The 13,493-nt window shown below is 53.6% G+C and carries 13 protein-coding genes; 6 read left to right on the top strand and 7 right to left on the bottom strand.

Annotation, left to right across the window (positions count from 1 at the left end; all coding sequences use genetic code 11):
* Positions 1–18 precede the first annotated feature (18 nt).
* The 6 genes from D0B88_RS17135 to D0B88_RS17110 are packed head-to-tail and all read right to left on the bottom strand — an operon-like array spanning position 19 to position 6,731.
* On the bottom strand, positions 19–1,146 hold the full coding sequence (locus tag D0B88_RS17135) for a glycoside hydrolase family 5 protein (protein WP_225318432.1): 1,128 nt from the start codon (positions 1,144–1,146) through the stop codon (positions 19–21).
* The gene (locus D0B88_RS17130) at positions 1,143–2,285 is read right to left on the bottom strand and encodes a glycosyltransferase family 4 protein (protein ID WP_225318431.1); all 1,143 of its coding nucleotides are present in this window, start codon (positions 2,283–2,285) and stop codon (positions 1,143–1,145) included. The genes D0B88_RS17135 and D0B88_RS17130 overlap by 4 nt, the downstream gene beginning before the upstream one ends.
* Positions 2,275–3,567 carry a polysaccharide biosynthesis protein GumE gene (locus D0B88_RS17125; protein ID WP_151058667.1) on the bottom strand — a complete coding sequence of 431 codons (1,293 nt, stop codon included), beginning with the start codon at positions 3,565–3,567 and terminating at the stop codon, positions 2,275–2,277. The genes D0B88_RS17130 and D0B88_RS17125 overlap by 11 nt, the downstream gene beginning before the upstream one ends.
* 32 nt (positions 3,568–3,599) lie before the next feature.
* Positions 3,600–4,490 (bottom strand): polysaccharide biosynthesis tyrosine autokinase, encoded by an 891-nt coding sequence (locus tag D0B88_RS17120; protein ID WP_007644041.1) that lies wholly within the window; start codon positions 4,488–4,490, stop codon positions 3,600–3,602.
* Positions 4,491–4,529: 39 nt separating this feature from the next.
* Entirely contained in the window at positions 4,530–5,873 is a 1,344-nt protein-coding gene (locus D0B88_RS17115; RefSeq protein ID WP_151058665.1) for a Wzz/FepE/Etk N-terminal domain-containing protein, read from the bottom strand.
* Between the two features lie 27 nt (positions 5,874–5,900).
* Positions 5,901–6,731: a polysaccharide biosynthesis/export family protein gene (locus D0B88_RS17110; protein ID WP_151058663.1), complete on the bottom strand. Its 831-nt coding sequence runs from the start codon at positions 6,729–6,731 to the stop codon at positions 5,901–5,903.
* A gap of 439 nt (positions 6,732–7,170) precedes the next feature.
* On the opposite strand from D0B88_RS17110, the gene glyA reads away from it, so the two are divergent.
* Positions 7,171–8,436 (top strand): serine hydroxymethyltransferase, encoded by a 1,266-nt coding sequence (glyA, locus tag D0B88_RS17105; RefSeq protein ID WP_007644038.1) that lies wholly within the window; start codon positions 7,171–7,173, stop codon positions 8,434–8,436.
* A 127-nt stretch (positions 8,437–8,563) separates the two neighbouring features.
* Here the strand turns inward: glyA and D0B88_RS17100 are convergent, their stop codons facing one another.
* Entirely contained in the window at positions 8,564–8,920 is a 357-nt protein-coding gene (locus tag D0B88_RS17100) for a collagen-like protein (protein ID WP_151058661.1), read from the bottom strand.
* Between the two features lie 394 nt (positions 8,921–9,314).
* Between D0B88_RS17100 and nrdR the strand changes: the two genes are divergently transcribed.
* The 5 genes from nrdR (at position 9,315) to ribBA (ending at position 13,404) form a co-directional block, all read left to right on the top strand.
* Positions 9,315–9,782: a transcriptional regulator NrdR gene (gene nrdR / locus D0B88_RS17095; RefSeq protein ID WP_040392987.1), complete on the top strand. Its 468-nt coding sequence runs from the start codon at positions 9,315–9,317 to the stop codon at positions 9,780–9,782.
* Between the two features lie 21 nt (positions 9,783–9,803).
* Entirely contained in the window at positions 9,804–10,928 is a 1,125-nt protein-coding gene (gene ribD / locus D0B88_RS17090; protein WP_151058659.1) for a bifunctional diaminohydroxyphosphoribosylaminopyrimidine deaminase/5-amino-6-(5-phosphoribosylamino)uracil reductase RibD, read from the top strand.
* A 41-nt stretch (positions 10,929–10,969) separates the two neighbouring features.
* Positions 10,970–11,512: an RDD family protein gene (locus tag D0B88_RS17085; RefSeq protein ID WP_151058657.1), complete on the top strand. Its 543-nt coding sequence runs from the start codon at positions 10,970–10,972 to the stop codon at positions 11,510–11,512.
* 79 nt (positions 11,513–11,591) lie between these two features.
* Positions 11,592–12,248, top strand: a complete 657-nt coding sequence (locus D0B88_RS17080; protein WP_007644022.1) for a riboflavin synthase — start codon at positions 11,592–11,594, stop codon at positions 12,246–12,248.
* A gap of 40 nt (positions 12,249–12,288) precedes the next feature.
* Entirely contained in the window at positions 12,289–13,404 is a 1,116-nt protein-coding gene (ribBA, locus tag D0B88_RS17075) for a bifunctional 3,4-dihydroxy-2-butanone-4-phosphate synthase/GTP cyclohydrolase II (protein ID WP_007644021.1), read from the top strand.
* Positions 13,405–13,493: the final 89 nt, after the last annotated feature.

Raw genomic sequence — 13,493 nt, 5'->3', positions numbered from 1 at the left:
AGGCCTTCATTCACAGCATTAGGGATTCGCTGGGTGAGGAACGGGTGGTTGCGGTGGACTGGTTTCATCTTCCCCGTCGCGAAAGAAAAAGGCTTTCAACGGTTCCCATTGCGGTGCAGGTGCCTGGTTAGCACCGCTTAGGGCAAGTGGGTAGCTACCCCACCAACTACCAGCTGCCCAGTAACTCCATCCGCGCCAAGTGTTGTTGTCCATCAACTCCAGAAAGCGAGTGAGCGTGAGCAGGCATTCGCTGCTGCGCGGCACACCAAACTCCCCTAAAAACAGCGTTTGCTGATGGGTTTTGGCCCACTCGGTAATGCGCTCGAATTTCGCATTAAATTGATCAGCGGGCCGGCACCCCTTGCCGGTGCTGGTGGTGTGGGTGCCTGAGTAGTCACTGTCGGTGTACTGGTGGACTTCGATAATGGCGCGGTTGAGCGGGTCATGCAGGTCACTAAATTCGCTGGCGTTGCTGTATTCCAGGCCGGAAAACCAATCGTGCAGGCCACTCCAGCGGCCACCGCTGACAAAGACCAGATTGGTCGCATCTGCCGCGCGCAGTTCGGCGAGGGTTTGTTTGGCGATAACTGCCCAGCTGTTCAACGGAATATTGGCCGGTTCGTTCATCAACCCGAAGGCGACTTTATTGGCGTCCGGAAATTCGGCGGCCAGCGCCAGCCAAAAGGCGATAAACATAGTGGTTAAGGTGGTGCCTTCGGGCGAAGGTGTAGGCAGTGGGTCGCCCAGTTTGTATTGGTAGTATTTGGCATAGTTGTGTACGTCCAGCAGTACACATAACCCAGCGGCGCTGGCGTTATTGACTGTAGTGTGCAAACGCCCCAGCTCGGCCGGGTCGAGTGGGCCATTAACTGTTTGTTGCAGGCGCTCCCAGCGAAAGGGCAGGCGAATCATATTGGCGCCCTGGGCGGCGATGTAATTCAATTCCGCGGTGCTGGGATAGGTGTAATTTTTATAGACGATGCCCGGCAAGGCTTTGGTATTGAACTCCGCCCCGGCGAGATTGACGCCGGTCAGCCGCGCTTGATCCAAACAACCCGCCTGTGAAGGTGAGCCAACCATCGCCAACATCAGGCTCAATAAGCCCAGGGCGCGCTTCAGGGGGCGAGGACACCGGAGAATATTCATGATGCCTTCCGCAATTGATCGTAAAGCGCGAGGTAGCGATCAGCCACTTGCGGCCAGGCATAGCGAATCGCAAACGCCTGCGCGGCTTTCATGCGCTGCTGGTAAGCGTGCTCGCCTTGATCGTGAAGTTCCAGCAGCTGGGCGATTGCCGCGTGCTGTTGCGTTGCCGGCTCAAAACAGAACCCCAAGCCAGATTCCCCATGCAGCCGCCGAAAGGGTGGAATCGCACTGAGAATGGGTGTGAGCCCGGCACTCATTGCTTCTATCGGCGCTATACCAAAACCTTCGTGATCCGACAGGCAGATGAAATAGCTGGCTTGGTTGAGCAGGTGTTTGATTTCCTCGTCGCTGGGGTTAGCGGCCAAGGTCACTGCATGGCTAATACCCAAGGATTGCGTGGCTGCTTGCAGCTCGGCGAGGCTGTGATCGTATTCGCGCCCGGCGATAATCAAGCGCCATTCGGGGCGCTGCCGCAGCAGTTCAGCGAACAATTCCAATGCAGGAATAAGCCCTTTATTGGATGACCAGCGGCCAAAATACATCAGCGTTGGTGTGAGTTGTGGTGCGGCGCTACCTGCATACTTTTCCACATCCACCCCATTCTCAATGACCTGCAGTTTGTGCTGATCCATGATTTGTCCAAACAAGTCGCCGTCATTGGCACTGGTGGCAACCACCCGGTTGTAAGCATTGGCGGAGAGGCGCGTAACACTGTGGAAATACGCCTGTTTGGCGCGCGAGGCAAAGCGGGTATGGAAGAACCCTCCATGGGTGGATAGCACCAGCGGGCGACGATGTAGCCATTTGGTGGCAGCGAGGAAGTCGTAAAAAAAGTCCACGCCATGCACATGTATTACATCGGCATCCTTCAGGTATTTAAAAACGCCGGGGCACAAGGGGTAGCGGCTGGAACCCATGTAGGGCAGGCGGATGACTTCAATTCCCTCAATCGTCTCTTGCTGGGGCAACAACTCACTGGAGTTGCGAAACAGGCGATTGAGGGTAATGATCCGCGTGGCGCCTTGGCCTTGATGTAACTGGTGGCGAGCAATATTGCGCACCACTTCTTCCATCCCGCCAATGGACGGCAGGTATTGGCGCACTATGTGGGTGACTTTAATGGGGGAGCTAACTGGCATCTTTTCCTCCGGTATAGCTGGGTTGCCCGGGAGTAGGTGCAGGCTTTTGCAGGCTGCAACCCACTAAAAACCAGAGTAAGCCGGCGCTTTTGAGTGCAAAAAATGAAAAGCCACTGATACAGAGAATCAGCGCGATGTAGAGCGATACCATCGCCCGAAAACGCTGGCTGGTAGCGGAGCTGATGGGTAATAGCCAGAAGCTGCACCAAAACACCAGCGCCATTGGTAGCCCAAACGTGGCCAGGGTATGGGCGTAGCCCTCATCGTAATAAACCTTGGTGTGACCTATACCGAGTAGTTTGAGGGCGTCAAATTGCAGTAGCGACCAACCGCTGTAGGCGAGGCGCCCTTGCAAGTCGTCATTGAGAATCCGCCCGGTTTCGTTGGGGGTTGTGTAGCCAATTACCAAGAGCAGGAGGATGGCGGCGATAGGGGCGAAGATACAAAAATTAAGCAGGCTGCCGTGCACCAGCAGGCGCAGCACGACAAAGCTACTCACGGTCATCAGCGCGAATCGCGAATCGCACAGCACCATCATTATCACCGCGGCCACTACAAAAAATATCCCATCGCGCCAGTGTGTGCGGGCAAGCCCCCAAGCGGCGCAAAGGCTGGCAAAGTTGCCGAGCGATACCGGTTCGAGGAAAACCGAGGAGACCCGATGCGGGCCAAGCAGGCCAGGGAGCAGGGTACGGCCTATACCTTCGGGGCGCATACCATTGGCTTGCAGGCGGTCTTCCCGGACAAAGTCCATCGCAGGATCAATAGAGCCGATGCTGACGTAGTAGCTGAAAATATCAAACCAGCGGGTGTAGCTATCAAGTAGCAGCAACTCAAACATGCCCATCGCCAAGACCATGCAAATCGCCACTTTAAGCGCGCGATCAGCCAGCTCCAGCCGCCCGATGTTACATCCCAGCCAGAAGTAGCACAGGGGGATGGCAATATCGCGAAAGGCTTTGACGTTAACCTGGTTGTTGATGATGCTCAGCAAACACAGCATGGCAGCGGCGAGACAGGCGAGAATGACCACCCCCGGCAATAGCCGCCGTACCAATAGCGGCACACATGCCATCAGGATAATTGCCTCGGCCAAACCCACGAGCGAGCGCGACATAGGCAGGACGAGGGTATTGAGCAGGCACAACACCGCCTGGTAGCCGACACTGGCGACAATGATAAAAGTGACCAGTCGCTGATCGTTAAGCCAGCGTTGCTCCCGCACCAGATGCGCACTGGCGGGCAGGGGGGGAATAGTCGGGCAGGCCTGCGGGTAGTTCATCCTTACCTCGTGTGTATCGTCTGCAACCGCCACTAGCCGAGCAGGGTTGTGCCCAACAGGCGCACACCTAATTCGCGCAAGCGGTTGCCAATGGCAACCAGCGCTTTGGTGTGAGTGACATGTTGTTGCGCAATTAACAGGGCTGCTCCCGCCTGTGCGGCGACCAGTTGTGCATCGCGATTTGAGTCCATCGGTGCGGTACTGATCAGGGTGATATCAAAGTGCTGGATCAGCGGGTTCACCCGCTCCTGATAGTGTTTGCTGGCGAGCAATTCCTGAGGGTTGGGCGCGCGGGTGCCGGCAGGTAACACCCATAGTGAGCGCACTTGCTCTATGGCCGTGGGGGCCACCGAGGTGCGCTCGGCAATCCAGTCGGACAAACCGGGTGCGTGCTCCTGCAGGTTAAACAGGGCGTTGAGTTGTGGCGTACGCAGGTTGCTGTCGATCAGCAGGGTGCGCAGGCCGAGTTGCGCAAAACTGATCGCCAGGTTGGCGGCAGTGATTGCTGTGGTCGTCGCATTTTCGGCGCTGACTATCGCCAGCGCATGGTGTGGTTGGGGGTTGAAGTAGCGCAACATCAACTCGCTGCGCAGGCTACGCAGTGCTTCTGCCTGGGTGCTGTCCGGTTGAAAGAGTGCGCTCAGGCGGCGGTCAAGTTTGCTCGATGCCGCAGGTGTCTGGGTGTAAGCAAACTGCTCAGCCAGAATGGCGTTAATGTCATCGGCGCTGACCAGCCCCAATTTCAGCGCGGCATCGCCAAAGCGCAGCCCCTGTTTCTTTTGGGTCGCCAGAATGGTGTTCAGGTCTTTGGGGCTGAGCTTACCCATTGCCACCAGCATTGGTCCCATCCGGGATGACTGGCCGAGCTGCATTGCCTGGGCAAGCGCCTGTTCGCGATCCAGTATTTGCAAACGATCATTCATGGTGCGAGCTCCTGCTATATCTAAGTCTGCGTCTGGCGGTCAGCGCGGAATATGGGCCAGCACTGGCAAACCCAACCCTTGTTCAAGATCCAAAACGCTGCGAATACGTTGATCCAACCATTCCCAACAGAGTGCGATAGCAATACCGGATAGCAGGCCGGCCATGGCAGCGAGCAGGATGATCAGGGCGGGTTTGGGGGATGTTGGGCTTGTAGGTACCAGTGCGCTGTTGAGTACCGCGATATCGGTGGCGGCAATCTGGCTTTCCAACCGGGTTTGTACCGAACGGGCGAGTGCGGCGTCGTAAGCGGCTTGGGCGTTATCCACTTCCTGCTTGAGCAGGTTGAGTTCATTGCGATTACGGCTGAGTTGTAGCACCAGTTCTTTTTGCCGTGTTAGCTCGGCTTTGAGCTGGTCTTCGCGGGTTTGCGACAGTTCTACAGAAGACTGCAGGCTGCCACTGATCAGCTCCAACATGCGGTTCATTTGTTGTTTGAGTGCGCCCACTTCACTGCGTGCCTGGCGGTATTGGGGGTGGTTTTCACCGACTTGGGTAGCCAGCTCGGCCAGCCGTGCCTGGGCTTGCGCCAGATCCGTTGCCAGCTTTTGTACTTGAGGGTTATCCAACGCGCGGGTTTCCAGCTGGCCGCGCTTGGTATTGGCAATCTGGTCACTGCGGCTTTGGGAGTTCAGGCGTTCGTTCTGCACGGCGATCAACATAGACGACAGCTCGGCGAGCTTGTTGGATTCAAGATCCAATCGGTCAGAAGACACGAGAATACCGTGTTCCTCTTGATAACTGGAAAGTGCATCCTGCTTCTCGATCAGCTCCTGCCGCATTCCGGTTAATTGCTGGTTGTACCACTGGGTAGTTTGTTTGGCGGGTTCAATACGCAGTTCGAGGTTGGTGTACATATATGCCTCTGCGTAGGCATCGGCGATTTGCGCGGCAAGCTGTGGGTCTTGAGCCTTGAAGGCGATGCTCAACACACTGCTATCCCGTTTGGGCACCACAATTAAACCCTTTGCGAGGAAGCTGAGCATGCGGCGCTGATCGCGCTCGGGTTCACCGGTGAGTTTGGCCGCTTTGATCATGGCAGGAGAGCTACCCAGTGCCAGCTGATCAATCACTTTGCCGGCCACATTGCGACTGCGAATGATATCGCTCTGGGTTGCGAGATAGGCGCCCGTCATTCGAGCTGGTTGTGATTGGCCGCTGATCGGATCGAGCCCACGGCTATCCACCAATAGGTCGATGGAGGCGGTGTAAGACTTGGGGGTTAGCAAAATAAGTATCGCTGCTGCCAGCAGAGCCAAGGCACAGCTGGCGATAATCGCCCACTTCCGCGCCAGTAAGATGCCCATCAGTGTATTCAGATTCATACGTCAGTTCCTACTTTTCAGGGGCGGCTAGAACAGGCTTTCTCTCACCACCAACACATCTCCGTCCATCACTCGATCATCGGGTTTGGCAATTAATTCCTGTACTGAACCGTCGGCAGCTTCACGAAACACCTTTACCTTGCTGTCGCTGGCGCGCGCGGTGGGGCCGCCACCGGCACTGAGTGCCTGACGGATATTTAAAGGGCGATCAAGGGGGTACATTCCTGGTGAATGAACTTCACCATTAATATAAAAACGGCCCGCATTTGGCACATATATTGTGTCGCCATCTTTAAGCCACACCGTTGGCTGTTGTTCCGCAGCGTGGTTGAGCATTTGCTGCAGGTCATATTCGGTGCGCTCCTGGCGACCGTTAGCGAGGGTGCGGGTAAGAATTAACCTTTCGCTGCCAGTAGGGGCTATGCCGCCGGCCCACGCTAACGCTTGGGTCAGGCTGGTGGGACCTTCCAGTACCAGTTTTCCGGGGCTATTAACTCGCCCCAGAATGGCGACCACTTGGCTGCGATACTTGGTAACCAATAGGTTAACTTGGGCATTTTTGAGAAAATTGCCGGCCTCATACCGTTCAGCAATCATTCGTGCCGCTTCGGCACTGGTTTTACCGGCGACGATCATGGTACCCAGCAAGGGGACTTGCACTGTGCCTGTCGCGCTGACTTGGGCGTCGGCGGCGAGTTCTTGTTGACCATATACAGTGATGCGCACTTCATCACCGCTCCCGATCAGATAACTGCGCGGTGCGATTGACGACTCTGCCCATACCAGCGTACTGAACAGCAATAAAACAGCTGCGGTGAGGTAGTGACCGGAACGACCAACGGGATAACAACGAATCATTTCAACTGTCCTTAATGATCTATCCACCGAAGTTCGGGGAATAAAACGATATCTAGCTTTGCTCCTGCAAAAGCGAGGCCCACTCATACAATTGATATAAAAAAATCACAAAAATGCAGACCAAGGCATAAATAAAGCGGGCTTTCGTGTCAGATGAATGATTCTTCTTGGTTTTGATGGCGAAATGATGAAATTTCCCAGAGTCATTTTTGTAAATAGGAAATTAATTTTTGTATCTTTTTGGTGCGACGGTGCCCGAAGGGCAGGATTTAGTGCAAAAGCTACATGAATCTATTTAACGCTGTGGATGAGTTTTTTGCGTGGAAGGGCTTTGGGTGCTTGGTGTACAATGCGCGCCTCCCTTTTTCACCTTCCCATCCACATCCCCGCCCATCTCATGGCGCGCGGTTAACTCAGGAACTTTCCACAGGAACTATTTATGTTTGATAAAAACCAAACTATTGCTTCTTTTGATCCCGAAATTTGGGCTTCTATCCAGAGCGAAGGTCAACGTCAGGAAGAGCACATCGAGTTGATCGCCTCGGAAAACTACACCAGTCCCATGGTGATGGTGGCGCAAGGCACCAAGCTGACCAACAAATATGCTGAAGGCTATCCAGGTAAGCGCTATTACGGTGGTTGTGAATACGTCGATGTGACTGAAGCATTAGCTATTTCGCGCGCCAAAGAGCTGTTCGGTGCCGACTACGCGAACGTGCAGCCACATGCCGGCTCACAAGCTAACCAAGCGGTTTACGCGGCGCTGTGTAGCCCGGGCGATACTATTTTGGGCATGAGCCTCGCGCACGGTGGTCACTTGACTCACGGAGCCAAGGTCAGTTCATCGGGCAAGTATTACAACGCCATCCAGTACGGCCTGAACCCCGAAACCGGTTTGATCGATTATGACGAAGTAGAGCGTCTGGCCCTGGAACACAAGCCAAAAGTGGTAGTAGCAGGTTTCTCCGCCTATTCACAGGTAGTGGATTGGCAGCGTTTCCGCGACATCGCCGACAAAGTGGGTGCTTATTTGTTTGTGGATATGGCGCACGTTGCCGGTCTGGTTGCAGCTGGCCTGTACCCTAACCCGGTGCAAATTGCTGATGTCACCACCACCACCACACACAAAACCCTGCGTGGCCCTCGCGGTGGTTTGATTCTGGCCAAAGCCAACGAAGAAATTGAGAAAAAACTCAATTCTGCAGTATTCCCAGGTGGCCAAGGTGGCCCCTTGATGCATGTTATCGCTGCCAAAGCGATCAGCTTCAAAGAAGCCATGACCCCCGAGTACAAGGCTTATCAGAAACAAGTAGTAGTAAACGCCAAGGCGATGGCCAAAACCTTTATTGAGCGCGGCATTAATATTGTTTCTGGTGGTACTGAAAACCACTTGATGCTGGTTGATTTGATTGGCAAATCCTACAGCGGTAAAGATGCGGATGAAGCCTTGGGCAAAGCGCACATCACCGTGAACAAAAACGCCGTACCTAATGACCCACGCTCACCCTTTGTGACCTCCGGTATCCGTGTTGGTACTCCGGCGGTGACTACCCGTGGTTTCAAAGAGGCTGAGTGCGTGCAATTGACTAACTGGATTTGCGATATTTTTGCTGCACTGGAGGCCGGTAATGCTGATGCAGTGATTGCCGAGGTGAAAGCCAAGGTATCTGCGCTGTGCAAGCAGTTCCCCGTTTACGCTGAGTAATAGCCCCTCTAAGGAACCCTCGCTATCTGTATACGGGGGTTTTCCTTGATCACAAAAAGGCAGCCTCTGTGGCTGCCTTTTTGTTTTTGGCATTAATTTCCTTTGCCAATATCAATCAAATTTTTGGTTACTGGGGCACTACAATCACGGTGTTGCCAGTTGAACCTGCAGAGCCAGCCGAACCCGTATCTCCGGTTGCGCCTGTGTTCCCGGTATTTCCTGTGTTTCCGGTTGCACCGGTATCGCCCGTGCTACCTGTATCACCGGTTGCGCCAGTGTCACCAGTATTTCCCGTCGCGCCTTGTACACCTTCGTTGCCCGTTGCGCCTTTGTTGCCGGTATTTCCGGTGTTACCTGTATCGCCGGTGGCACCCTTTTCGCCGGCCGGGCCAGGGACTGCAACTACTACTGTGTCTGTTTGGCGTTCGCACGCAGCAAGGCCAATCGCGCCAATTAAGGTTAATAAAAGAAGTGAGTGTTTCATAAGGTGCCTTTTCTGTGAGTGTGAGTTAACGGCAGTTTTAAGGCGAGAGAGCCTTTAGGACAGCGCAGACAAGTAAACAAGATTCGTTTTGCGAGGAAATGTAGAGCAGTTATTTTTCCGCGTAATAAAAATATAATTACAGTAGAAAAGTGAAGCGCTGCTTGGATCTACCAACACCTCAGGCAAGTCGTCTTTCGTTTAATTTGGGAGGAGTATAGGCAGTAAGCTTGACGAGTGCGGTGCGCCAGCGAACAAAGCGCGTGCGAAAGGGCGAGCTGCAAGCGCTTCTTTTTTTGCGCTCCGACGTGTGCTGGTGGTGGCTGTTACGACGGCAAGATTCACCGGTTTTTGTGCTAGACTGCGCGCCAGTTTTTAATCGCTGGGGCTAATGATTATGCATTGTCCGTTTTGTAGTGCGGAAGATACGAAAGTTATCGATTCCCGTTTGGTGGCCGAGGGCGATCAAGTGCGCCGCCGCCGCGAGTGTTTATCCTGCCATGAGCGCTTCACCACTTTTGAAGTGGCTGAATTGGTGATGCCGCGCATCATCAAACAAAACGGCACCCGCGAACCCTTCGACGAAAACAAACTGCGCGCCGGTTTACTGCGTGCGCTGGAAAAACGCCCTGTGAGTATTGAGGCGATTGAGTCTGCCATTAACCATATCAAACACTTTTTGCAGGCCACGGGCGAACGTGAAGTAAAAGCCTTATTGGTCGGTGAAAAAGTGATGGAGCAATTGCAGAAACTGGATGAGGTCGCCTATGTGCGTTTTGCCTCTGTTTATCGCCGCTTTAAAGATTTAAACGAATTCCGTCAGGAAATTGATCGCCTTGAACAGCAACCCGAACACGAACAGTAAGCGGACGCGAATAATCCCCTAATGGCTATTACTCCAGTCGATTTTGATTTTATGGCGCAGGCGTTCCGTTTGGCGGAGCGCGGCCTCTATACCACCATGCCCAATCCGCGCGTAGGTTGTGTGCTGGTAAAAGATGGGCAGATTATTGCCGAGGGCTGGCATATTCGCGCCGGTGAAGCTCACGCTGAGGTCAATGCATTGCGTGCAGCGGGAGAAGATGCGCGCGGTGCTACGGCTTATGTCAGCCTTGAACCTTGCAGTCATACCGGCCGTACCGGCCCCTGTTCACAAGCGCTGATTGACGCAGGTGTGGCGCGCGTAGTTTATGCGATGGAAGACCCTAACCCATTAGTGTCTGGTGATGGCATCGCCATGTTGCGCGCCGCGGGTGTGCAGGTGGATGGCTCTTTATTAGAAGACGATGCACGCGCATTGAATCCCGGCTATATCAAACGCATGGAGCGCAAGTTGCCCTTTGTGCGCTGCAAATTGGCCATGAGTCTCGATGGTCGCACAGCGATGGAATCCGGTGAAAGCAAATGGATTACTGGCCCCAAAGCGCGTGCTGATGTTCAGCGCTTGCGCGCGCGTTCCTGTGCAATTATTTCCGGTGTCGATTCGATTCTGCAGGATAATTCCTCCCTGACTGTGCGTGTAGACGAATTGGATTTGCCCAATGCGCAAGAGGCAGCCGCCAAACAACCGCTACGCGTGATTCTGGATTCAACCCTGCGTTTGTCGCGCAACGCCTTGTTATTCAAACAACCCAGCCCCATCTTGCTGGTTCATAACGGCTCGGTAGATGCGGCTCAATGTGATGGCTGGCCGGAGTTTGTCGAACTGTTAGCTCTGCCCGCGAAAGATGACCGTATCGATTTAACTGCGCTGTTGCGCGAGTTAGCGAAGCGCCAGTGCAACGAGGTGTTGGTAGAAACCGGCGCGACTCTGGCGGGCAGTTTTTTACGTCGTGGCCTGCTCGATGAAATCATTATTTATATGGCGCCCAAACTGCTGGGCAGCAATGCGCGCCCCATCTTTGATTTGCCGCTGGATACTATGTCGTCATCGCTGGCATTAAAAATCAAAGATATTCGCGCCGTGGGCCGTGACTGGCGCATTACCGCCGCGCCCGATACCGAATATTAAGGCTTTTCTGTAAACCCAATTTCCCCTAAAGGTTTTTGCTTGTGAGTGATGAACAACAATCTTCCCCGTTTATGCCACCGCCTTCTGGCCCGGTTATAGACAATACCGCTTCATTGGGTAAACGTTTTCAGGCCATGGTTATCGACGTGGTAATTATGATGGTCTGTATCTTTCCCTTTGCGCAAAGTCAGGGTTTGATGGAGATCGCCGAAAAGCAGGGCACCATTCCGCCGGAGCTGGCGTTGAAGTTGGTGTTATTTCAGTTGATGATGTTTTTTGTGTTGCACGGCTTTTTATTGCATCAATACGGACAAACCATTGGTAAACGTATTATTGGTATTGCGATAGTCACTATGGATAACCAAAAGCCTGCATTTTTGTTTTTGATTCTGCAGCGCTATGTGTCCCAGTGGTTGATGGGTATGGTGCCGGTCATCGGCATTTTGCTGCGCTTGGCGGATGTACTGGCGATTTTCCGTGAAGACAAACGCTGCATTCACGATCACCTCGCTAAAACTAAAGTGATTGATCTGAAAATTCCCGTCACTCACAGCCAGACCAAACCTACCAGCATCATCGTATAAGCCACTTTACATAAGCCCTTTATGTGCGGCGCTGATGTTTACAGCGCTGTTATTTACGGCGCAGATTCGGAGCTCAGTTATGTTCACCGGTATTATTGAAGCCATTGGCGAAGTGGTGGCGTTGCAGCCTAAAAATGGCGACCTGCGCCTGCGTATCAAAACGAACAATTTGAACTTGGCTGACGTGCATTTGGGCGATTCGATTGCCACCAACGGCGTCTGCCTCACCGTTGTTGATTTACCCGGCGATGGCTACTGGGCCGATGTCTCGCGCGAAACCCTGGATAACACCACTTTACCCGGTTGGAAAATTGGACAGCGAGTGAATCTGGAAAAAGCACTCACCCCGCAAACCCGCCTCGGTGGCCATATCGTTAGTGGCCATGTGGATGGTGTGGGCGAGGTAGTCAGCCGCCACCCGGATGCACGCTCCGAGCGTTTTCGCATTCGCGCGCCGAAAGAGTTAGCGAAATATATCGCCCACAAAGGGTCAATTACGGTGGATGGTACTAGTCTTACCGTTAATAAAGTGGATGGCGCCGAGTTTGAACTTAATATTGTGCCTCACACACTCAAGTGGACGATCATGGAATCCTATCAAGCGGGCAGCAAAATCAATCTGGAAGTGGATGTGCTCGCGCGCTATCTGGAGCGGTTGATGTTGGGCGAAAAAGCCGCTGAAGGCGAAGGGCAGGGCATCACCCTGGAGTTTTTGGCAAAAAACGGTTTTATGTAATCGGCATTTCCTAATAGGAATTGGTAACTCGGGATTCTCTATGCAACTCAACACCATTGAAGAACTGATCGAAGACTTACGTCACGGCAAGATGGTTATCCTGATGGATGACGAAGACCGTGAAAATGAAGGCGATTTGATTATGGTCGCCGAACAGGTGCGCCCGGAAGATATCAACTTTATGGCAACCCACGCACGCGGCTTGATTTGCCTCACGCTCACCGCCGAGCGCTGCAAACAACTAGATTTGCCGCTGATGGTGAGCGACAACAAATCCCAGCACACCACCAATTTTACTGTCTCGATTGAAGCGGCCGAAGGTGTTAGCACCGGTATTTCCGCTGCTGATCGCGCCTTAACAATACGTGCGGCGGTAAAAGCCAATGCCAAAGCAACGGATATAGTTCAACCGGGCCATATCTTTCCGCTGATGTCGCAGCCGGGTGGTGTAATGAGCCGTGCCGGTCATACCGAGGCCGGTTGCGACCTGGCGCGCCTGGCCGGCTTTGAGCCAGCAGCGGTCATAGTGGAGGTGATGAACCCCGATGGCACTATGGCGCGTCGGGCGGATCTTGAGCAATTTGCTGAGCAACATCACCTGAAAATCGGTACCATTGCCGACCTGATTCACTACCGCGCCACCAAAGAAAAAACCGTGGAGTGCATCAACAGCCGCAAAGTGGATACCCTTTACGGCGAGTTTGATTTGCACACCTACCGCGATACCGCGCGCGGCGATTTGCACTTTGTGATGACCAAAGGCGAGATAGACGCTGAGCCAACCTTGGTGCGGGTGCATGTGATGGATATAGCGCGCGATGTGCTCAGCCTCAAACGCACTTCGGTTGCTGGCGGTAAAAGCTGGACCTATCAGGATGCACTGCAAAAAGTCAGTGAAGAGGGCAAGGGGGTCGTGCTGTTAATCTGCCACGATGAATCCACCAAAGAAGTAGAGGACAGCATCGATTGGCTGATCTCTGGCAAACAAATGCGCCGCAGCTCGGAAGTCCTCTACAAACAAGTGGGCACCGGCTCGCAAATCCTGCGCGACTTGGGTGTGCGTAAAATGCGTGTGATGTCTGCACCAATGCGTTACTCCGCGCTCTCCGGTTTTGATTTGGAAGTGGTTGACTATGTTTGCCCGGAGGGTGACTGAAAGGTTTGCCCTGAAGACGAGTAACCTCTTCCCAGTCCTCCCTTTAAAAAGGGGGGAAGTTGGGAGGAGGTAAACGAATTTAAAAATTG

Origin of the sequence: Cellvibrio sp. KY-YJ-3 (assembly GCF_008806955.1) — a bacterium.
Lineage (GTDB): Bacteria > Pseudomonadota > Gammaproteobacteria > Pseudomonadales > Cellvibrionaceae > Cellvibrio.
The sequence above is the reverse complement of the archived record's forward strand: the minus strand, read 5'-3'. Positions and strand labels throughout refer to the sequence as shown.

Coding starts and splice junctions, on each gene's coding strand:
- D0B88_RS17115 (WP_151058665.1), bottom strand. CDS start 5,873: ATGAATCTGAATACACTGATGGGCATCTTACTGGCGCGGAAGTGGGCG.
- glyA (WP_007644038.1), top strand. CDS start 7,171: ATGTTTGATAAAAACCAAACTATTGCTTCTTTTGATCCCGAAATTTGG.
- D0B88_RS17130 (WP_225318431.1), bottom strand. CDS start 2,285: ATGCCAGTTAGCTCCCCCATTAAAGTCACCCACATAGTGCGCCAATAC.
- nrdR (WP_040392987.1), top strand. CDS start 9,315: ATGCATTGTCCGTTTTGTAGTGCGGAAGATACGAAAGTTATCGATTCC.
- D0B88_RS17100 (WP_151058661.1), bottom strand. CDS start 8,920: ATGAAACACTCACTTCTTTTATTAACCTTAATTGGCGCGATTGGCCTT.
- D0B88_RS17120 (WP_007644041.1), bottom strand. CDS start 4,490: ATGAATGATCGTTTGCAAATACTGGATCGCGAACAGGCGCTTGCCCAG.
- D0B88_RS17080 (WP_007644022.1), top strand. CDS start 11,592: ATGTTCACCGGTATTATTGAAGCCATTGGCGAAGTGGTGGCGTTGCAG.
- D0B88_RS17135 (WP_225318432.1), bottom strand. CDS start 1,146: ATGAATATTCTCCGGTGTCCTCGCCCCCTGAAGCGCGCCCTGGGCTTA.
- ribBA (WP_007644021.1), top strand. CDS start 12,289: ATGCAACTCAACACCATTGAAGAACTGATCGAAGACTTACGTCACGGC.
- D0B88_RS17125 (WP_151058667.1), bottom strand. CDS start 3,567: ATGAACTACCCGCAGGCCTGCCCGACTATTCCCCCCCTGCCCGCCAGT.
- D0B88_RS17110 (WP_151058663.1), bottom strand. CDS start 6,731: ATGATTCGTTGTTATCCCGTTGGTCGTTCCGGTCACTACCTCACCGCA.
- ribD (WP_151058659.1), top strand. CDS start 9,804: ATGGCTATTACTCCAGTCGATTTTGATTTTATGGCGCAGGCGTTCCGT.